The sequence below is a fragment of the Streptomyces sp. NPDC057428 genome, assembly GCF_042803195.1.
Classification (GTDB): Bacteria; Actinomycetota; Actinomycetes; order Streptomycetales; family Streptomycetaceae; genus Streptomyces.
Genome location: NZ_JBHVCT010000020.1, coordinates 1 through 19,308, shown reverse-complemented (window position 1 = coordinate 19,308; position 19,308 = coordinate 1). Strand labels below are relative to the sequence as shown.

Sequence of the window (19,308 nt, the reverse complement as noted above, 5' to 3'; positions counted from 1 at the left end):
GCTCAGTCGCTCCAGGTGCGCTGCTCGCGCCAGGGGTCGCCGTAGTCGTGGTAACCGACCGACTCCCAGAAGCCGGGTTCGTCCTGCGGGGTCAGGGAGATGCCCTTGACCCACTTCGCGGACTTCCACAGGTAGTGCTGGGGCACCAGCAGCCTTACGGGACCGCCGTGTTCGGGGGACAGGTCGTACCCGTCGAAGGTGTGCACGAGCCAGGCCTTGCCGTCTGTCAGGTCCTCCAGCGGCAGGTTGGTGGTGTACCCGCCCTCGCTGTGCACCAGCGCGAAGTCCGCCGAGGTCTCCACGTCCTCGAGGAATGCGTCCAGGGAGACCCCGCGCCAGGAGGTGTCGAACTTCGACCACCGCGTCACGCAGTGGATGTCGACGGTCAGGTCCTCCTGGGGCAGCGCCATCATCTGGTCCCAGTCCCAGGAGTGGCGCTGTCCGCTCTCCGTGGTGATGCCGAAGTCCCAGGTCTCCGTGAGCACCCTGGGGGTCGGGCCTGCGGAGAGGACCGGGAAGGACTCGGTGGGGTACTGGCCGGGTGGCAGGCGCCCCTCGAAGCGGTTCGTGCGCCCGTGAAAGCCCGGAGAGAAGTTGTCCACGATGTGCTCACCCTCGCTTCGGAGCCCCGTGCGTCCCGGACCTCGGGACGTCCGGTCGTCGCCTGCTTCCATCTTCCGCGCCTGCGGGGTACCCGCATCTCGGCGGTGTGCCGAGCAGCTGCCGCACTCACTCCATGCGTACGTGACGCCACGGTTCCGGCTCTCTCCCTCCTGCGCAAGGAGGAGCTGATCGTCACGCGGCAGGGCAGCGGTTCGCCAGCCGTCGTGTCGGAACGCGTGCCGACGACAGGCCGCCGGATCGCGGTCGGCAGGCGGATGTCACCGCGTCCGCGTCCTGAACAGCACACCGGACAGGGCCACCGCCACGGCCCGGATTCCCGCCGCCCACGTGAGCGCGGTCCAGGGGGCGGTGCCCACCGGCTGGCCCAGCAGCAGCCCGCGCAGGGTCTCGATGGCCGGGGTGACCGGCTGGTGGTCGGCGAACCCGCGGAGCCAGCCCGGCATGCTGTCGACCGGGACGAACGCGCTGCTGGGAGGTGGCCGCAGCCGGCTCCGCCTTCGCCCAGCTGGCGGACGGCCTCAGCCCTGTGCCTCGATGAGCCCGAACGGCTCGTGCAGGTCGGCCGGTTCGCGGAAGAGCACTCCGGTCATGCCGAGGGCCTCGGCGGCGTCGACGTTCTCCCGGCGGTCGTCCACGAAGAGACACCGGGCAGGGTCCGCACCGGCCCGCGACGCGGCGATCCGGTAGATGGCCGGGTCCGGTTTCGCGACCCCCTCCACCGCGCTGCTGACGACGTGGTCGGCGAGGTCCGTGAGGCCCATCGCGGCCAGGTCGTCGTGGAGCCGCGCCGTCGCGTTGGTGACCAGGACCAGCGGCACGCGGGACCGCACCCGGCGGAGCAGGGCGACCACGGCCTCGTCCGCCCGGAAAGGGGCTTCGGCGAGCGCGCGGCCCAGCTCCCGCGCCTTCTCGGAGCCGATCGGGCCGGCGAGTCCGAGCGCGACGGCCTCGATCCACTCGTCCTCGGATATCCGGCCCAGGAGGAACGGGAGATCGACGGCCGGGGCGTACGCGATGTCCTCCGTGGTCCCCTCGGGCAGGCCCGCAGCCCGCTCCAGTGCGGCCACATGGGCCAGGTCGTAGAAGCGGATCACGTTGTCGAGGTCGCAGAGGACGGCGTCGTAGGGCGGCCGGAGTCGCTTCACCGTCGTCATTCCCCGGCCCAACTGCTGCTCGGGCAGGATCGCGGATGCCTCCCGGTCGGTGAGGGACCGGGGGGGGCGGGCCCGCTCGGGTTCCCGGTGGTGGCGTTCATGGGGTCAGGGTAGGGGCGCGTGCGGCGCCTGTTCGACCGGTTCGGCGGGCCGGGGCCATCCGCCCGGGCCAGGTGCTCGAAGCGGGACGGAGCGGGCCCTACGAGGTTCCGGGGCGCCGCCCGCGCCAGGGCGTCCGAGGCGGCGGCGCAGACCCGACCGGACGCGTCGCGGGCGCTCCCGCCTCGGGTCCGCGCCGCGACTGCCGCTCTCCCAGGGGCGGTCGGGCGAGAGCAGCGGAACCCTGCGCTCGGCCTGCGCCCGGATCTCGTGGTGGGCGTCGTGCGCGGTGACCCGGAAGGCCTCGTCGTAGGCGGCCATGGCGGCGGTGACGGCTGCCCCGGTGGTACCGCGCCGCCGGACATGGGAGGCCAGCTACGCGAAGAAGCCCGTCACGGCGACGAGCGCGCCCGCGAGGATCAGGAGCGGCAGGAGGTCACTCATACCGCCGACGCTACGGGAACGGTGGCGCGTCGGTGAGGGCCGGTCCCGTCGGGCGTGCGGGTTCCGTCCGTCCGCTCACGCGTGGATCTCCCGCAGCAGATCGCCGTGGTCGCCGTACGTTCAGCGTGTGGGGGTAGGGGCGCGTTGAATCTCTTCCTTCGCTTCGCGAATCGCAGAGTTCGTCCACGTGAGCCGGTCGCTGGCAGCCCCCCACTACTCGGTGATACCGTATAGTGGTACTCGGTGCTACGCAGTACCGCTAGGGCCGAGGAGGACTCGCGATGGACGACCTGACGGAGATGTTGAAGGGCACGCTCGAAGGGTGCGTGCTCGAAATCATCGGCAGCGAGGAAACCTACGGCTACGCCATCACCCGTCAGCTGAACGAGCTCGGCTTCACCGACGTCATCGAGGGGACGGTGTACACCATCTTGCTGCGGCTGGAGAGGAACAAACTCGTCCAGGTGACGAAACGGCCATCCGGAGTGGGTCCGCCGCGCAAGTTCTACGCGCTCAACGCCGCCGGACGCGAGGAACTGGCGAAGTTCTGGACGAAATGGCAGTACGTCTCATCACGCATCGACAGGCTCAAGGAGGGCGGGAGATGAACTTCTGGGAGACCATCACCGGCAGCGATCTCACCAGGGAATGGAAGGCGTTCGAAGCCCGGGCCCAGGCCCTGCCGGACGACCACCGGGCGGCGTGGGGAGAGATCAACGCCCACCTCCTTCCCCATGGGGACTTCACCAGCCGCAACTTGATGCCGATCCTCGATGCCGCACTGGGGCTGCTCGAAGAAACGGCGGCGGACGGGCAGGGCGTCCACGAGGTGCTCGGCGACGACATCCGGGGCTTCTGTGCGGCGCTGGCCGGTGGAGAAGGGGCACGAACCTACCGAGACCGATGGCGCGAGCAGCTGAACAGGAACGTCGCGAGGAAACTGAACCGGCTGGGAGGCTGACGTGGGCATCCAGGACATCATCGAGGGCAAGAAGCAGTGGCGGGCGCACACGGCTCGGGTCAAGGCGCTCCCGCCGGACTATCAGATCGTCTACAAGGAGATGCAGAAGTACCTGTTCAAGGTCGGACCGGTCGACCTGTCCGACGGGCCTCTGCTCCCCGGGATCGTCGACTTCTTCGAAGAGGGCGTCGCTGCGGGCAAGGGGGTCCTGGAGCTGATCGGCACGGACGTCGCCGCGTTCTGCGACGACCTGGTCAAGGACTCACGCACCTATGCTGCCGTCTACCAGGAGTCCATCAGCAGGGAATCCGGCGCGGCGGAGAAGTAGCACCCGCCGTCTCCTGCCCGTGGGCGCAGCCCGCACGCGCGGTCGGTTCGCCTCGGCGCAGTGCGAACAGGCGCGGACCGACCGGGCGCCAAAAGCCGCCGCAGACCCTGTCCACCGAGGCGATCGAGCCGGGTGGTGAGACCTGACCCAGTCCTGCCCATGCCCTCGGCGAGCAGGTATCCGGCGGCGGGCCGCTCGACACGCTTCCCCCAAGACGACATGGCTGATGTGCAGTCACGGGAGTCACTCAATCCGAGTACCGAAGCAGCTTCCACCCACGCTGCGCAGTCGATCGAGCGGGTGCCCGTCCCGTCCGCTACGCCTTCCCACCGGCCTCCAGAGCGGCGCGCTCCAGGCGGTCCCGGTGCTTCTCCCAGTACGCGGGGTCGCCCGGCGGCATGCTGTCGTTGCCCTCGCTCATCCCGACGGCTCCGTCCAGGAGTTCGCGGACGATGTCGGCCTGGCCGGCGTGCCGGTGCGTATCCGCGATCACGCGGACCACGGCGTGATGCACCGTCACCTCGGCGCGGTGTTCGGGCCACCACGGCACCCTGCCGACCGTGTCCAGCGCGAGCGCCTCGATCGTCGCGTCGGCGTGCGCCCACGCCCGGTGGTAGAGGGCCACGATCCGTTCCCGCGACTCCTCGGGGGTGGCCCACATGTCCGCGTTGGGGTCGGCGCCCGGCTCGGCCCAGGGCAGCGCTTCACCGGACGGGCGTCCGAAGGTGTCGCCGAGATAACCCAGTTCGATGCTCGCCGCGTGTTTCACCAGGCCCAGAAGATTCGTCCCGGTCGGGGTCAGCGGGCGGCGGACGTCGTACTCGGAGAGGCCTTCGAGCTTCCACAGCAGCGCGTCGCGGGCCGACTGCAGATAGAAGTGCAGGTCGGCCTTGGCATCCGGTGAGGTCATGGCGTCCAGTCTGCCGCCCGTGCGAACTCCGGGCGCGGGCTTTTCGGTGGGCCGCCGTACCGCTGTCGCCGACGGGTATCCGGGCCGCTCCCGTGCGAGGGAGCTGACCGCTGCCGTCGGGTCGGCCGGACCGGTCCCGCCTTCGCCTGCCGCTACACCGGGGCAAACCTGGACAATGACCTCAGAGTCGTCGCCGACGCAGGCGGTCTCTCCGGAGCGATTTGACCCACTACCGCCAGGATCCAGGAGTGGTTCACCCAGAAGCTGAACGGAAAACTCCCCAGGTCACGGGCATGCTGATGCGTTCGTTGGCCAGAGGTTCAGGACTGCCGCTCAGCTGACGAGTGCAAGGGTGACGTCGTGGTCGAGGGCCTTGAGGCGGCTGATGAAACTCCCGCCGCCGCAGCTTTTCAAGGCCGTTCGGTGCTTGTCCGGGCCCAGTCTTACGCCTCCGCCGGGGTGGCTGGTCGTGCCGCGTATCGGTGACGCATGGCGTCACTGGCTGCGGGACCTGCGGTGAAGACGTAGTTGTCGCTGTCGTCGAGTCGGCGGCCGGTCTTGGCGTCGACGACGACGGGTTCGACTTCCTCGCCGTTGTGGGCGTCGATGAGGATCATGCTGCGTTCGGCCGGTGTGAGGCGGGAGTTGCCCCACGCGGCCAGGGCAACGATCACCGGTCGCAGGGAGCGCCCGAGTTCGGTGAGGACGTACTCGTGGCGTACGGGGTTGGTCTGGTAGGGCCGGCGCTCCAGCAGCCCGTCCGCGACGAGGGTCTTCAGTCGGGTGGTGAGCATGCTGGAGGAGATGCCCAAGCTCTCCTGGAACTGGTCGAAGCGGGTGTAACCGTCGAAGGCGTCATGGAGGATCAGCAGCGTCCACCACTCGCCGACGTGTTCCACCGTCGTGGACAGCGGGCACTCCCGGTCCTCCAGTCTGATCCGGCTTGCCACGGCGACCATCCCCTCAGTTGCTGCTAAAGTCGAAGTTAGTAGCTTCCATTTTAGCAGTAACGACGGGAGTGGTGCCCTCCGCGCCCGCACCCGGGAACGGAGCACACCATGACCACACCACTCAGCGAATCCCTCGAAGGCCGACGCGCTCTGGTCACCGGCGGCACCAAGGGCACCGGAGCCGCCATCGCCCGACGTCTCGCCCAGGCCGGCGCAACCGTACTGGTGACCGCCCGCAGCCGCCCCGACGACGTCGAGGAGAAGACGTTCATCACCGCCGACCTGTCCACCGCCCAGGGCACAGCCCACGTCGCCGCCGAGGTGGACGCCCGCGTGGGGGGCGTCGACATCCTGGTCAACACCCTCGGCGGCTCCGAAGCGCCGGCCGGAGGGTTCGCGGCGCTCGGCGAGGACGACTGGGCCAGGGAGCTGAACACCAACCTGCTTGCCGCCGTCCGCCTGGACCGAGCACTCCTGCCGCACATGATCACCAAGGGCAAGGGGGCCGTCGTACACGTCACGTCGATCCAGCGCCGCATGCCGCTGTGGAACGGCACCCTGGCCTATGCCGCCGCCAAGGCTGCCCTGACCACCTACAGCAAGGGCCTGGCCAACGAGGTCGCCCCGCGCGGCGTCCGCGTCAACACCGTCTCGCCCGGCTTCGTGCAGACCTCGGCCGCCGACAACCTCGTCACCCGGATCGCCCACGATGCGGAGATCACCCAAGAAGCGGCCCTGGGCCGGCTCATGGACTCGCTGGGCGGCATCCCGCTGGGCCGTCCCAACCGGCCTGAGGAGGTCGCCGAGTTGGTCGCCTTCCTGGTTTCCGACCGCGCCTCCGCCATCGTCGGCGCCGAACACGTCATCGATGGCGGCACCACCCCTACCGTCTGAACCCGCCACCACCCCAAGGAGGGTCATGTACGACAACCAGCCCCGCACCAGTGCCCCGGACACCCTGCCCGAGGCCATCACCCGCTACCTGAAAGCGCACCGCGCCCACGACAACGCCACCGCGATCACGGCGTTCACCGAACAAGCCACGGTGATCGACGACGGCAACACCTACGCGGGCGCCGAGGCGATCGAGGCGTGGCTCAACCGATCGGCCACCGAATTCACCTACACCATCCACCTCACCCACGCCCAGCAGACCGACGCCACCCGCTACATCGCCACCCACCACCTCGAGGGCAACTTCCCCGGCGGCACCATCGATCTGCGCTACCAGTTCACCCTCCGCGACGGCCTCATCGAACGCCTCGTCATCGAACCCTGAGTGCCCCACGCAACCCGTTGCCGCCTGTGCGAGAAGGCCGCCGCGTCGAGACCACGGCAGGATCGGATATTGCTCTCCGCCAGCACACGATGCTCGAACTCGACCAAGGCGCCAGCCCAGGACAAGCAGCGCAGCGGTTTCGAGGATGTCTGGGCGACGGTCACCGGCCGGTCAGGGACGTGGCGGAGACCCTTGCGCGGGACGCGGCCGGCGCAGCAGTTGGGGTTCGCGGAGCCGATGATGTCCTGTCCCGGATAACTCTGGGCAGGGTGATGCTCTGATCTGCGGAGCCTACGGTTGTGCAGGACAGGCTGACGGTTGGTGTCCCGCTCAACCGTAGGCAAGCGCGGTCGTTCACCCGCGGAGCCGGGCGGGCAGGCGCCGTACAGTCGGTTGCGAGGTGTCGGCTGCCATGGGTCGGGGTGTCGACTCGACCCTCCTGGCCTGTTGGGCGAGTCGGTACTCATCGGCTTCACGAATGAGTTCCTGAGAGCGGATCCGGTGCAACTCGAAGTGCATACCGCTCGCTCCTACTGCTGGAGCTCCACAACGTCGGCGACCACGCAGCTGACGTTGTCGGGGCCGCCGGAGCCATTGGCGAGTGCGATGAGTTCGCGGACCGCCTGCTCGGGCTCACTGATCTCGGAGAGCACCCGCCGGATTTCTTCGGTCTGCACGACGGTCGACAGGCCGTCGGAGCAGAGCAGATATCGGTCTCCCGGCTGAGCGTCGTGAAGCCGCATGTCGGGGGTGCCATCGACTCCCTGGCCCAGGGCTCGTATCAGCAGCGCCCGCTGGGGGTGGGAGACGGCTTCCTCCGGGGTGAGACGTCCTTCGTCGACCATCGATTGCACCATGGTGTGATCGTGGGTGATCTGGAACAGCTCTCCGTCGCGCACGAGGTAGACGCGGGAGTCGCCGATGTGGACGAGGGCCAGCTGTGAGCCGGTCCAGAGCATCGCGGTGAGCGTGGTGCCGGCTTCTTCGGGTGATGAGCTGGATCCAGCGACACCGTTGACGGCCTGTTTGGCTTGCTCGATGGCGTCTTCGAGGACGTTGAGGAGATTGCCCGCCGGGATGCTGTCCGTTTCGAGGCGCTTGAGCGCCTCGACGGCGGCCGCGCTCGCTGGGGCTCCTGCGCTGCCGTAACCGTCGGCGACGGCGAGCAGGCGGGACCCGGCGTAGGCGGTGTCCTGGTTGCTCTCGCGGACAAGTCCTGTGTCGGAAAGGGCGGCGTAACGGATGCCCAGGGGCTTGGTGGTGGCAGACATGGCGGGGTCCTTCCAGGACAGATGGTTGATGAGGAAGGAAGCGAGGTCCCGCCGCGCGGCGGTGTCGGCCTCGACCTCGGCCCAAAACGCGCGGATCTCCTGGGTCGCCGCAGCTGATTCCAGCGTGTTGACGTGCTGGATGCGGGCCAGGGGCATCCCCAGGCGCCGGAGCCAGGCGACCAGCCGGGCCTGATCCAGTTGTTCCGGTGCGTAGAGGCGATAGCCGCTCACCGGGTCGACGCGAGCGGGGGTCAGCAGTCCGAGCTCGTCATAGAGACGCAGCGCCTTCGGCGACAGGCGGGACGCCTTCGCGAACGTCCCGATGGTCAGCAACCCCATGCTCGTTCCTCCTCATGCCAGGCACGTCGCCTGGCCCCCTGATGCTGTGGGCTCCCCCAAGGTGAAGGTCAACCAAGCGTCCTCATCAGCCCGTCCGACGGTCTCCCACTCGTTGGTTCAGAGACTGCCTGATCAGCTGAGGACTCCGGGCCGGCGGGCTGGCTCAACGTGGGTGTGGGTGCTTCCCTGGCAGCAGCCCGCCGCCTCGGCGAACACCTCCAGCAGACGAGCAGGGATTTGACTGCTGAGGCGAGGAGACGGGCTTTTGGTAAGGCTCGTAAGGTGTTGGCATGTGGACCCAGCACATCCAGGCTCTGTAATCACGAGGCGTTGAGGGCGATGCCGTAGGGCGTCGCCCTCCTTGGCGTGCCTGTTTACGCGATCCATCTCCCTTGTGCCGCCCACACCGAGGCGGCGAGATGCCGGGCCTCGTTCTTCCTGAGACGGCGGCTTTTGAGAGCGCGTGCAGGCACGGTCCCTTCCCTTCACCGTCGCCTGGAGTGCCTCGTGCCTGCGTTGCTTCCCCCTGCCCTCGAACGATTTCTCGACTTGCTGCGCTGCCCGGTGTGCCGCGCCTGTCTCCGACCCGACCGTGGCTCACTGCGCTGCCCGGAGGGCCACGCCTTCGACATCGCCCGTCAGGGCTACGTCAGCCTGCTGACGGGCATCCGCGCCACCAGCGGTGACGACGCAGCCATGGTTCAGGCCCGAAACCGGTTCCTGCCCACCGGCAGGTACGCCCCTGTCCACCAGACCCTGACTCGTATGACAGCCGACGCCCTGCCTGGTCAAGGCACGGTCGTAGACGTCGGATGCGGCACCGGCTACTACCTGGGCGGCGTACTCGATCAACTGCCCGGCACCCGCGGCCTGGGGCTGGACACGTCAGCACGCGCCCTGCGTACGGCAGCCCGAGCTCATCCGCGGGCTGCTGCGGCGAGCTGGGACGTCTTCCGCCCCTTCCCTCTGGTCGACCAGGGGGTCGATGTCGTGCTGGACGTGTTCGCCCCGCGCAACCCGTCCGAGTTCCACCGAGTGCTCCGTCCGACCGGCCGGTTGATCGTGGTGCGCCCCACCGAGCGGCACCTGGCCGAGCTACGGGGCCAGACTCCCGTGATGGTCACCATCGACCCGGACAAGGAACAACGCCTGCAACAGGCGCTGGACCCCTACTTCCAGGCCGCCGGTACCCAGCACGTCGAATACACCACGCCCCTGACCAGGCAAGAAGCCATCGACCTGGTGGGGATGACACCGAGCGCACGCCACTTGACCCCCGCGGACCTGAGCGGCCACGGCTGCCTGCCCAGTCGGGTGACCGTCTCCGTGCTGGCCACCTCCTACCAGCCTCGGTAACCACGGGCGGGCGGATACGCCTGCTGAACCGGCGAACCAATGGGCGCGCCTGGCGCCTCACCTTCCTGGCCACTCGGGCAAGCTGGGGCGTCCATCCGCTGGCCGTCCTGATCTCTCAGGCCATCCGACAGCCGGAGCGGTGGGCACTGCCCTCGCGGGCAGGTGGCTCTGGTGGGCTGGTTGCTGCGCAGATCAGCCGGGACCCGTTCACTTCACACTGCAGACCCGGTGGGAAATCGCAGATGGACCGGGAACGGACATCGGCGCTGTCGGACCGGATCGACCGGCGTCATGAGGTGGAACACTTTTGCAAGCAGCCGCTTGCAAAAGTTAGCAAGGGTCGGCAGTATCGAGTCATGGCATCACTCAACGTCGGCAATCTCGGCGAGTACCTGCGTGAGCAGCGGCGTACCGCGCAGCTCTCCCTGCGGCAGCTCGCCGACGCCGCCGGAGTGTCCAATCCGTATCTCAGCCAGATCGAGCGAGGTCTGCGCAAGCCGAGTGCCGAGGTGCTGCAGCAGGTCGCCAAGGCCCTGCGGATCTCGGCCGAGACGCTGTACGTGCGGGCCGGGATCCTCGACGAGCGGGAGCGGGAGGAACTGGAGACGCGGGCGGTCATATTGGCCGATCCGTCGATCAACGAGCGGCAGAAGAACGTTCTTCTGCAGATCTACGACTCCTTCCGCCGTGAGAACGGATTCGATGTCGCGCCCGACACCGACGCCGGGATCCACGGTGCCGCCGCCGCGGAGAGCAGAATCGACGCGGAGAGCGGTGCCGGCGACGCGAACGACACCGGTACGGACGACCGCGGCCCCCGCACGGCCGGCGGCAGTGATGCAGACCCACCCCTGAACTGACTTCGATGATCCGGGAGGACCACAGTCATGGCCATCACCGATGACCTGCGCAAGACCCTCATGGACCCGACCCCCCTCTACTTCGCCGCCGGCACGGCCGATCTCGCCGTGGAGCAGGCGCGCAGGGTCCCGGCTCTGCTCGACCAACTGCGGGCCGAGGCGCCCGAGCGGATCGAGGCGGTGCGCAACACCGACCCCAAGGCAGTCCAGGAGCGGGTCACCACGCAGGCCAAGGAGGCTCAGGCCACCGTCCAGGCCAAGGTGAGCGAGGTCTTCGGGTCGCTGGACACCGACCTGAAGAAGTGGGGCGAGAGCGCTCAGGACCTCGCGCTGCGGAGCGTGGGTGTGGCCGCCGAGTACGCGGTCCGTGCCCGTGAGACGTACGAGAAGGTCGCCGAGCGCGGTGAGCTGACCGTGCGCACCTGGCGCGGCGAGACAGCCGACGAGATCGTCGAGATCGCCGCCGTCGTGGAGGCCGAGCCGAGGGCGGTGCCGAAGCAGAAGTCCGAGACCGCCGTGAAGGCGACGCCCGCGAAGTCCGCGCCCCCGGTGAAGCCGGTGTCTCCCGCGAAGCCGGTGTCCCCCGCCGCCAGGAAGCCCGCGCCGAAGGCCGCCGAGTCGAAGGCCACGCCCGCCGCGCAGGCGAAGAAGTCCGCCGCCGTGCGCAAGCCCGTGGCGAAGAAGGCCACCCCGCCGTCCGCGAAGTAGCCGAAGCGGTTCCGGGCTATCGGAAGAACGGGCCGGGCACCTTTGAGGGTGCCCGGGTCGTTGTCCCGGTACCTTGGCCGCGAGGGCTCATCCATTGATTAGGCGGTGCTCACCGTGTTGCTCGAAGCATTCGGCTCGATCCTCCAGCTGCTGTACCTGGCCATGCTCGTCCTGGCCGTGGTCGCGCTGGTCTTCGCGGTGACGGCGCGCGAGGACGCGTACCGCGCCGCGGACAAGCAGAAGAAGTCCTTCTGGCTGATCATCCTCGGGGTCACGGTCTTCGTGAACCTTGTCATCCCGATCCTCTTCCTGCAGATCGCGGGTGTGGTCGCGTCCATCGTCTTCATGGTGGACGTGCGGCCGGCGATCAAGGCGGTGTCGGGCGGCGGCCGTCGCGGCGGTTCGAGCAGCGACGGGCCGTACGGCCCCTACAACGGCGGGCGCTGAGCGCCTGCGGGCGAAGTCCTACCGGGGCGGGAGCGCATGGCGCTCCTGCCCCTCCGGCGTATCAGGGCCTCGTCGCGTTCCAGGAGCAGGACCGCCACGTCGTCGGTCAGCTCGCCGCCGTTCAGCTCCTGCACCTGTGTGACGGCGGCCTCCAGGAGCGCCTCTCCGCCGAGGCCCTGGGCCAGCCGCCCGTTGACCATCGCGACCATGCCGTCCTGGCCGAGCCGCTGTGTCCTGTCGAGCCCGACGCGGCCCTCGATCAGCCCGTCGGTGTACATCATGAGGCTCCAGGAGCCGCCGAGGTCCACCTGCCGGCGAGGCCAGCGGGCGTGCGGCAGCAGCCCGAGCGCGGGGCCGCCGTCCTCGTAGGGGAGCAGATGCGCCGCCCGGCCCTGGCGGGCGATCAGCGGGGCGGGGTGGCCAGCGATGCACAGCCCGGCTCGGCGGCCGTCGGAGGCGATGTCGACGGTGCAGAGCGTCGCGAAGATCTCCTCGCTCTGCCGCTCGTGCTCCAGCACCTGCTGCATCGTGGACAGCAGGGCGTCGCCGCAGAGCCCGGCGAGGGTCAGCGCACGCCATGCGATGCGCAGTTCGACGCCGAGCGCCGCCTCGTCCGGCCCGTGTCCGCAGACGTCGCCGATCATCGCGTGGACCGTGCCGTCGGGTGTGCGCACCGTGTCGTAGAAGTCGCCGCCGAGCAGGGCGCGGCTGCGGCCCGGACGGTAGCGGGCGGCGAAGGAGAGGTCGGAGCCGTCGAGAAGTGGGGTGGGCAGCAGCCCGCGCTCCAGCCTGGCGTTCTCCTGGGCCCGCAGGCGGGACTCGGTCAGCTGGTGCTGCGCGATGTCCGCCCGCTTGCGCTCGACGGCGTACCGGATGGCGCGGCTGAGGAGGCGGCCGTCGAGCTCGTCGCGGAAGAGGTAGTCCTGGGCGCCGACGCGTACGGCTTCGGCGGCCCGCTCCGCGTCGTCCTCCGCGGTGAGCGCGAGGACGGCATGGCGCGGCGCGACGCGCAGGACGTGCTTGAGGGTCGCCAGCCCGTCGGGCTCCGTGCTCCCGCCGTCGCGTGCGCCGACGGGCGGGTTCGCCGATTCGAGCTCCAGGTCGAGCAGGATGCAGTCGACGTCGTCGGTGAGCAGCCGTTCGGCCTCGGTGAGGTTGCGGGCGGTCCGGACGCGGACCCGAGCCCCGGTGGTCGACGACAGTTCGGGGACGGTGAAGGTGCCCGCAGGGTCGTCCTCGATCACCAGCAGTGTGAGGTCGGCGCCGTGAGTGGTCTCCGCAGCGGGAACTGCGCGTTGCTGCGGTACGGGTACGGGCATCGGTTCGGGTTTCCTTCCCTCCCCCCGAGGGCGCGGCGGGACGACGATCGACGACCCGCCGACGGGGACGATAGCGGCCCGCGGCCGCTGAACGGAATGGCGCCGGGCGATCTTCCGGTGTCATATGCGCGGCCATAAGCCGCGTCCTGCCACGGATCCGGCGTGATGGGCGCGCAGGAAACGGACATGGGGTCATGACAAACATCACGCGTCGCACACATGATCCGCGCACCGCCGTCGGGCCGCGATGCGGTGTGTGTCACGCGGCCCGCGGCACCGGCGGCCCGCCGGGTCCGGCGTCTACTTGTCGGGGCGGACCACACCGAGGATCTGCATCGAACCGGCACCTGCGAGCGTAACGTTCCTGCCGGGCCGAGGGGCGTGCACGATCGAGCCGTCGCCGACGTACATCCCGACGTGACTGGCGTCGCTGTGGTAGATGATCAGGTCGCCGGGGCGCATCTGCTGGATGGGGACGCGGGGCAGTTGGCGCCACTGCTCCTGGGACGTCCGGGGGATCGGCCGCTTGGCCGCCGCCCAGGCCTGTGAGGTCAGCCCCGAGCAGTCGTACGATCCCGGGCCCTCGGCTCCCCATACGTAGGGCTTGCCGATCTGAGCGGTGGCGAAGGCGAGCGCCGCCTTGCCGCTCGCGCTCGCCTCGCGGTTGATGTCGTCGAGCGCGCCGGAGGAGAGCCAGGCCGCCTGGGCCGTCGACGCGGCGTCCTTCTCCAGCTGGAGGAGCCTGGCCTGCTCCTCCTTGGCGAGCCGCGACTCGATCTTCTTCGCCGCCTCTATCTGCGCGTTGATGCTCTTCTTGGCCTTGGCCTGCTTGACGCGGCCGGCTTCGAGCTTCTCCCAGTTGAGGTTCGCGTCCTGGGTGTACGTCTCCAAGTCCTCCTGTGCCTGCTCCAGTTCGGTGAGGATTCCCTTGGTGGCCTGCTGGCCCTGTCTGGCCTGGTTGATGCCGTCCAGGAAGAGGTGCGGGTCGCCGCTCAGCACGAGCTGCGCGCCCGGGGGGAGTCCGCCACTGCGGTACTGCTCACGGGCCTGCGCGCCCGCCCTGTCCTTCAGTTCGGCGATCTTCGTCCGGCCGTCGGTGATCGCCTTGGTCAGCTCGACGATCTCGCCGGACTGCTTCTCGGCCTGCTCCTCGGCGAGGTTGTACGCGTCCGTGGCCGCCCCGGCCTTGCGGTAGAGGGTGTCGATCTCCTGCCGCACCTCTTCGAGGGTCTTGCCCCCGGCGGTCGGCGCCGTGGCGGTCGGCGTCGGCTCGGGTACGGGGGCGGCCATGGCCTGGACCGGCGCGGTCAGCAGGGCCAGTGCGCAGACCAGAGTGATCGCGGCAGTGGCACAGTGGCGTCGGTTCACAAGCTCCCCCTCCGGGCGAATGGCAACGAATGCCATATCGCGCACATGTGACTAACCGTCAGTAACGTTTGAGTGACGACGCGATCGTGCCATGTTGCCCTGTAAAGCAACAGAGGTCCGCGCCGCCCGGCCCGTCAAACAGGTGACGAACGGTGATCCACCGGGGTTCCCGGATCCGGCCGAGTTCCGCCGACTGCCGACTGCCGACCGCTGATCACCGTCCGCGCCGGATCATCTGCCCCGGACGGGCCGCAGTGCGGACCGGCGCGGTTCAGGGCGGGCCGGGCCGCAGTGCGGACCAGCGCACCGTGATCTCGCCCTGTCGCCATCGGCGTACCCCGTCCGTCAGGGGCCAGTCGGCGGAGATCGCGCGGGCGGTCGCGATCCAGCGCTGCCGCGCGCCGAGCGAGGCGTACGGGGAGGCGGTGGCCCATGCCCGGTCGAGGTCGCGCAGGAAGGCGTGGACCGGCTCTCCCGGGACATTGCGGTGGATCAGGGCCTTGGGGAGGCGCTCGGCGAGGTCGGATGGGCGGTCCAGGGAACCGAGGCGGGTCGCGAAGGTGACCGTGCGCGGCCCCTCGGGGCCGAGCGCGACCCACACGTGGCGGCGGCCGATCTCGTCGCAGGTGCCTTCGACCAGCAGGCCGTCCGGGGCCAGCCGGGCGCACAGCCGCTGCCAGACGGCGGCTACCTCGCCCTCGTCGTACTGGCGGAGCACGTTGGCCGCCCGGATGAGGGAGGGGCGCCCGGCCAGGGGGATCTCGAAACCGCCGTGGACGAAGGTCAGGCCCTCGCGCTCGTAGGGCCGTGCCGCGGCGACCCGCTCCGGGTCGATCTCGACGCCGGTGACACTGGTGCGCGGCTCGGCGGTACGCAGTCGCTCCAGCAGTTCGACCGCGGTCCAGGGGGCGGCCCCGTAGCCGAGGTCGACGGCGACCGGAGCGTCGCTGCGGCGAAGGGCCGGGCCGTGGGTGGCGGCGATCCAGCGGTCCATGCGGCGGAGCCGATTGGGGTTGGTGGTCCCGCGGGTCGCGGTGCCGACAGGGCGCTGGTGCATGGGAGGGAGCGTATGCGAAGCACCGACGGGCAGCTGTGCCACGAGGGCGGGAGCCGCGGCGCGCCGACCGGATCGTAATGATTTGGCAAAGCGGAAATGAAAGGACCGGTTGCGCTGTTCTGGTCCCCGACGGGGTCGTGTGCCCCGTACGTGTCATGCCCCGAGCGAGGAGGAGCGGACCGTGAGCCAGTACGTCTCCCGGCTCGGCAGCGGCCGTGCGGCACCCCGGATCCGCTTTCCGGGCGGCTTCGCGGGCGGCCACCGCAAGCCGCGCCGCGTCGCGATGCTCTCCGTCCACACCTCGCCCCTGCACCAGCCCGGTACGGGCGACGCGGGCGGTATGAACGTCTACATCGTGGAGCTGGCCAGGCGTCTCGCCGCGATCGGCATCGAGGTCGAGATCTTCACCCGGGCCACCACCGGCGGGCTGGCCCCGACGGTCGAGATGGCCCCCGGGGTCCTGGTGCGCCACATCGACGCCGGGCCGTACGAAGGCCTCGCCAAGGAGGAGCTGCCCGCCCAGCTCTGCGCCTTCACGCACGGCGTGATGCAGGCCTGGGCCGGCCAGCGCCCCGGCTACTACGACCTCGTCCACTCGCACTACTGGCTCTCCGGCCAGGTCGGCTGGCTCGCCGCCCAGCGCTGGGGGGTCCCCCTCGTCCACGCCATGCACACCATGGCGAAGGTCAAGAACGCCGCGCTCGCCGAGGGAGACACCCCCGAGCCCGCCGCACGTGTCATCGGCGAGACCCAGATCGTCCACGCCTCCGACCGCCTCATCGCCAACACGGCCGGGGAGGCGGACGAACTCATCCGCTTCTACGACGCGGATCCGTCCTCGGTCGCGGTCGTTCACCCCGGGGTGAACCTGGACCGCTTCTGCCCAGCCGACGGCCGCGCCGCCGCTCGTGCCCGGCTGGGGCTGCCCCAGGACGCCCTGATCCCGCTCTTCGCCGGGCGCATCCAGCCGTTGAAGGCCCCGGACGTGCTGCTGCGCGCGGTGGCCGTGCTCCTGGACCGCGAGCCCTCGCTGCGCTCGCGCATCATCGTCCCCGTGGTCGGAGGCCCCAGCGGCAGCGGTCTCGCCAAGCCCGAGGGGCTGCAGAAGCTGGCCGCGCGGCTGGGCATCGCGGACGTCGTCCGCTTCCACCCGCCGGTCTGCCAGGACCAGCTCGCCGACTGGTTCAGGGCGGCGTCCGTCCTGGTCATGCCCTCCTACAGCGAGTCCTTCGGGCTCGTCGCCATAGAGGCCCAGGCCGCCGGCACGCCGGTGATCGCCGCGGCCGTGGGCGGCCTGCCGGTGGCGGTCCAGGACGGGACCAGCGGCTTCCTGATCCCGGGCCACGACCCGGAGTCGTACGCCCAGGTGCTGGGCCGGTTCGCCGGAAGCCCCGAGCTGGCCGGACGGATGGGCACCGCGGCCGCCGCACACGCCCAGTCGTTCGGCTGGGACGCGGCGGCGTCGGCGACAGCCGACGTCTACACAGCCGCGATGCAACACCGGCGACGCGCCCGCTCGCACAACAACTGAGCCGCCGCCCACGCCCACGTCCTCGCCTCCGTCGAACCGGCCGGCTGTCGCACCGCGGCCCGGGCTCAGGGCGAGCCCTGTCGTAGGCTCGGACCATGGCTGACGTATCCGGCGGGACAGCAGCGGCGCAGGTCATCGAGGCGACGCTGAACGACGCGGAGCTCGAATGGGAGAGCCCGAGGCCCGGCGACTACGTCGTAAAGCTCCCCGGCACGCGGAAGCTGTCCACGACCTGTTCCCTGCGCGTCGGGCAGCACTCCCTCTCCCTCAACGCGTTCGTCATCCGCCACCCGGACGAGAACGACGCGGCCGTGCACCGCTGGCTCCTGGAACACAACCTCCGTCTCTTCGGAGTGAGTTACGCGATCGACCAGCTCGGCGACATCTACCTGGTCGGCCGGCTCCCGCTGTCCGTCGTCACGGCCGAGGAGCTCGACCGGCTGCTCGGAGCGGTCCTCGAAGCGGCAGACGGTGCCTTCAACCCGCTGCTCGAACTGGGCTTCGCGAGCGCGATCCGCAAGGAGTACGCCTGGCGGGTGGAGCGGGGTGAGTCCACCCGCAACCTGGACGCCTTCACACACCTCACGCAGCGCCCTTCCTGACGGGCCCGCGCTCCGGTGCCTCGGGCTCCTGTGCGGCAGCGACCGCCCCACGGTGCCTTCACAGGGTGATCACAGCAGAATCACGATCATGTCCCGTGGCCTCGCGGAACGATCACCGGGCAGGTGCCCGATCGTAGAGTGTTCCGTACCGCGACGACCCTCCCGAGCAGGACCTAAATGCCTTCTGGGGAAGGGACGTTGCTCCTCCGTGTCGAGAGTTGAACAAATCATGCGCGCCACCGTCGTACGCCGAACCGCCCTCGCCGCCTCCGCCGCGTGCCTCGCTCTGCTCGCCACCGCCTGCGGTGGCGCGGACTCCGGCGACAAGGGCGAGAGCGCCGCGCCGGGCGCCAAGGACGACGCGGGGAAGCCCGCGGTCAAGGCCCTCACGACGGCCGAACTGGAGAAGGCGTCGCTGGAACAGGGTGATGTCGCCGGGCACAAGATCTCCAAGACGGGTCCGGAGGACATCGCGGCGCCCGAGGCCGTCACCGTGGACAAGAAGGAGTGCGAGCCGATCGGGTTCGCGTTCTACGGCGTGAAGCGAGGCGCCCCGGTGGGCAACGCCGGGCGCAAGGTCGTCGAGGAGCCCAAGAAGAAGAAGTCCGCGCCCGGGGACCTGAAGGACGCCATGGATGGCGCCCTCGACATGACGTCGTCCCTGGTCACGCTCGCCTCGTACGACGGTGACGGCGCCGAGAAGAACCTGGCCGAGCTCCGCGAGTCCGCCGCCGCGTGCGCGACGGGCGGGTTCACCCTGTCGATGAAGGACACGAAGCAGACGATCACCTCGCTGACCGAGGAGAAGGTGACCGGTGGCGACGAGGCCGTCGCCTGGAAGGTGCAGATGGGGAAGGGCGAGGAGGCGGTCCCCTTCAAGCTCGTGAGCCTCCGCAAGGGCGGCACGGTGGCCACGTTCTTCTCCTTCAACCTCGGTGCGACGGGCGAGAAGGCCGACTTCGACCAGCCGACCGCGGTCATCGACGCGCAGGCCGGGAAGCTCGGCTGATCCTGAGCTGTGAGGCGGGGCGGGGGCGGGCAGGGGCGGGGGCGGGCAGGACGGCTCCCGCCCTTGCGCAGTCCCCGAGGCTGGGCGCGTCGCCGGGAGAGCGGCCGGCCTAGCGGACGGGCCTACGGCAGGGGAACGAGCCTGACAACGGTGACCGTCAGCACGGTTCCGGAGACGTAGTAGAGGACGATGGCCCCGCCCACCGTCGCCTCGCGCCGGTCACGTTCGAGCTTGACGGCGCTGGAGGCGTGTCCATAGGGATCGAGGCCGACGGTGCGCGCCATCTCGCCGCGGAACGAGTCGCCGTCGCGCATCTTGGCCAGCGTGTCGTCGGCGGGCGGGGCGTATGAGATGCGGAAACTCAAGCGACGTTCCGCCTCTCGGCCTCGTCCTGGGCCAGCCGGTCCAGAATCTGCTCGGCCTCGGGATCGGGCACGGACTCGAGCATCCAGTGACGCATCACCGCCTGGATCTCGTGCACCCCCGCGTCGTTGATCGCGCGGTCGAACTCCGCGCGTCTCTCCTCGGGGAGCGCGGCACGGATCGCCGGGATGCTGTTGGGTACCTCGACCTCGGTCCCGCCGACGAAGGTCCTCAGACCCGAATCCGCAGGTAGTGGCGTGCTCGCGGGCCGTCAGCGGTCAACTTGCGTAATCCGGGGTGTTGTTGGGTTTGCGGCATGTCGGTGTTCT

22 protein-coding genes and 1 pseudogene are annotated in these 19,308 nt (G+C 69.8%); 12 read left to right on the top strand and 11 right to left on the bottom strand.

Annotation, left to right across the window (positions count from 1 at the left end; translation table 11 throughout):
* Positions 1–2: 2 nt before the first annotated feature.
* From ACFU5K_RS10835 to ACFU5K_RS10825, 3 genes and pseudogenes are all read right to left on the bottom strand, one after another.
* Positions 3–602 carry a molybdopterin-dependent oxidoreductase gene (locus ACFU5K_RS10835; RefSeq protein WP_384058979.1) on the bottom strand — a complete coding sequence of 200 codons (600 nt, stop codon included), beginning with the start codon at positions 600–602 and terminating at the stop codon, positions 3–5.
* A 279-nt stretch (positions 603–881) separates the two neighbouring features.
* A pseudogene (locus ACFU5K_RS10830) lies at positions 882–1,103 on the bottom strand (ABC transporter permease); the annotation flags it as partial.
* A 39-nt stretch (positions 1,104–1,142) separates the two neighbouring features.
* Positions 1,143–1,778: an HAD family hydrolase gene (locus ACFU5K_RS10825; protein ID WP_384058977.1), complete on the bottom strand. Its 636-nt coding sequence runs from the start codon at positions 1,776–1,778 to the stop codon at positions 1,143–1,145.
* An 824-nt stretch (positions 1,779–2,602) separates the two neighbouring features.
* On the opposite strand from ACFU5K_RS10825, the gene ACFU5K_RS10820 reads away from it, so the two are divergent.
* From ACFU5K_RS10820 to ACFU5K_RS10810, 3 genes are read left to right on the top strand one after another with little or no spacing between them, the layout of a single operon-like run.
* Positions 2,603–2,929: a PadR family transcriptional regulator gene (locus ACFU5K_RS10820; RefSeq protein ID WP_384058974.1), complete on the top strand. Its 327-nt coding sequence runs from the start codon at positions 2,603–2,605 to the stop codon at positions 2,927–2,929.
* On the top strand, positions 2,926–3,282 hold the full coding sequence (locus ACFU5K_RS10815; protein WP_384058971.1) for a DUF1048 domain-containing protein: 357 nt from the start codon (positions 2,926–2,928) through the stop codon (positions 3,280–3,282). The genes ACFU5K_RS10820 and ACFU5K_RS10815 overlap by 4 nt, the downstream gene beginning before the upstream one ends.
* A gap of 1 nt (position 3,283) precedes the next feature.
* Positions 3,284–3,610 carry a DUF1048 domain-containing protein gene (locus ACFU5K_RS10810; protein ID WP_384058969.1) on the top strand — a complete coding sequence of 109 codons (327 nt, stop codon included), beginning with the start codon at positions 3,284–3,286 and terminating at the stop codon, positions 3,608–3,610.
* A 316-nt stretch (positions 3,611–3,926) separates the two neighbouring features.
* On the opposite strand, the gene ACFU5K_RS10805 is transcribed toward ACFU5K_RS10810, so the two are convergent.
* Positions 3,927–4,520: a DinB family protein gene (locus ACFU5K_RS10805; protein WP_384058967.1), complete on the bottom strand. Its 594-nt coding sequence runs from the start codon at positions 4,518–4,520 to the stop codon at positions 3,927–3,929.
* 443 nt (positions 4,521–4,963) lie between these two features.
* Complete coding sequence (locus tag ACFU5K_RS10800) at positions 4,964–5,479, bottom strand: winged helix-turn-helix transcriptional regulator (protein WP_384058965.1); 516 nt, start codon at positions 5,477–5,479, stop codon at positions 4,964–4,966.
* Between the two features lie 99 nt (positions 5,480–5,578).
* Here ACFU5K_RS10800 and ACFU5K_RS10795 point away from each other — a divergent pair, with 99 nt between their 5' ends.
* On the top strand, positions 5,579–6,364 hold the full coding sequence (locus ACFU5K_RS10795; RefSeq protein WP_384058963.1) for an SDR family oxidoreductase: 786 nt from the start codon (positions 5,579–5,581) through the stop codon (positions 6,362–6,364).
* Between the two features lie 25 nt (positions 6,365–6,389).
* Positions 6,390–6,749, top strand: coding sequence for a nuclear transport factor 2 family protein (locus tag ACFU5K_RS10790; RefSeq protein ID WP_384058961.1), 360 nt, complete (start codon positions 6,390–6,392; stop codon positions 6,747–6,749).
* Positions 6,750–7,279: 530 nt separating this feature from the next.
* Here ACFU5K_RS10790 and ACFU5K_RS10785 read toward each other — a convergent pair.
* Entirely contained in the window at positions 7,280–8,359 is a 1,080-nt protein-coding gene (locus ACFU5K_RS10785) for a protein phosphatase 2C domain-containing protein (RefSeq protein ID WP_384058960.1), read from the bottom strand.
* 507 nt (positions 8,360–8,866) lie between these two features.
* Here ACFU5K_RS10785 and ACFU5K_RS10780 point away from each other — a divergent pair.
* The 4 genes from ACFU5K_RS10780 (at position 8,867) to ACFU5K_RS10765 (ending at position 11,730) form a co-directional block, all read left to right on the top strand.
* Positions 8,867–9,715 (top strand): putative RNA methyltransferase, encoded by an 849-nt coding sequence (locus tag ACFU5K_RS10780; RefSeq protein ID WP_384058958.1) that lies wholly within the window; start codon positions 8,867–8,869, stop codon positions 9,713–9,715.
* 356 nt (positions 9,716–10,071) lie between these two features.
* The gene (locus ACFU5K_RS10775; protein ID WP_384058956.1) at positions 10,072–10,575 is read left to right on the top strand and encodes a helix-turn-helix domain-containing protein; all 504 of its coding nucleotides are present in this window, start codon (positions 10,072–10,074) and stop codon (positions 10,573–10,575) included.
* Positions 10,576–10,602: 27 nt separating this feature from the next.
* Positions 10,603–11,283 (top strand): hypothetical protein, encoded by a 681-nt coding sequence (locus ACFU5K_RS10770; protein ID WP_384058954.1) that lies wholly within the window; start codon positions 10,603–10,605, stop codon positions 11,281–11,283.
* 114 nt (positions 11,284–11,397) lie between these two features.
* Positions 11,398–11,730, top strand: coding sequence for a DUF2516 family protein (locus tag ACFU5K_RS10765; RefSeq protein WP_384058952.1), 333 nt, complete (start codon positions 11,398–11,400; stop codon positions 11,728–11,730).
* On the opposite strand, the gene ACFU5K_RS10760 is transcribed toward ACFU5K_RS10765, so the two are convergent.
* From ACFU5K_RS10760 to ACFU5K_RS10750, 3 genes are all read right to left on the bottom strand, one after another.
* Complete coding sequence (locus tag ACFU5K_RS10760) at positions 11,712–13,049, bottom strand: PP2C family protein-serine/threonine phosphatase (protein WP_384058950.1); 1,338 nt, start codon at positions 13,047–13,049, stop codon at positions 11,712–11,714. The two genes, ACFU5K_RS10765 and ACFU5K_RS10760, sit on opposite strands and share 19 nt — an antisense overlap.
* Positions 13,050–13,349: 300 nt before the next feature.
* Entirely contained in the window at positions 13,350–14,417 is a 1,068-nt protein-coding gene (locus ACFU5K_RS10755) for an NlpC/P60 family protein (RefSeq protein ID WP_384058948.1), read from the bottom strand.
* Between the two features lie 271 nt (positions 14,418–14,688).
* Positions 14,689–15,474 carry a class I SAM-dependent methyltransferase gene (locus ACFU5K_RS10750; protein ID WP_384058946.1) on the bottom strand — a complete coding sequence of 262 codons (786 nt, stop codon included), beginning with the start codon at positions 15,472–15,474 and terminating at the stop codon, positions 14,689–14,691.
* A 181-nt stretch (positions 15,475–15,655) separates the two neighbouring features.
* Between ACFU5K_RS10750 and mshA the strand changes: the two genes are divergently transcribed.
* From mshA to ACFU5K_RS10735, 3 genes are all read left to right on the top strand, one after another.
* Positions 15,656–17,005: a D-inositol-3-phosphate glycosyltransferase gene (gene mshA, locus ACFU5K_RS10745; protein ID WP_384058944.1), complete on the top strand. Its 1,350-nt coding sequence runs from the start codon at positions 15,656–15,658 to the stop codon at positions 17,003–17,005.
* Positions 17,006–17,100: 95 nt separating this feature from the next.
* A complete protein-coding gene (locus ACFU5K_RS10740) occupies positions 17,101–17,607 on the top strand; it encodes a YbjN domain-containing protein (protein ID WP_384058943.1) in 507 nt (168 codons plus the stop codon).
* Positions 17,608–17,836: 229 nt separating this feature from the next.
* Positions 17,837–18,616: a hypothetical protein gene (locus ACFU5K_RS10735; RefSeq protein ID WP_384058941.1), complete on the top strand. Its 780-nt coding sequence runs from the start codon at positions 17,837–17,839 to the stop codon at positions 18,614–18,616.
* Positions 18,617–18,738: 122 nt separating this feature from the next.
* Here the strand turns inward: ACFU5K_RS10735 and ACFU5K_RS10730 are convergent, their stop codons facing one another.
* Together ACFU5K_RS10730 and ACFU5K_RS10725 are read right to left on the bottom strand one after the other, a co-directional pair.
* Positions 18,739–18,981, bottom strand: coding sequence for a hypothetical protein (locus ACFU5K_RS10730; protein WP_384058939.1), 243 nt, complete (start codon positions 18,979–18,981; stop codon positions 18,739–18,741).
* On the bottom strand, positions 18,978–19,214 hold the full coding sequence (locus ACFU5K_RS10725) for a hypothetical protein (RefSeq protein WP_384059151.1): 237 nt from the start codon (positions 19,212–19,214) through the stop codon (positions 18,978–18,980). The genes ACFU5K_RS10730 and ACFU5K_RS10725 overlap by 4 nt, the downstream gene beginning before the upstream one ends.
* Positions 19,215–19,308 lie beyond the last annotated feature (94 nt).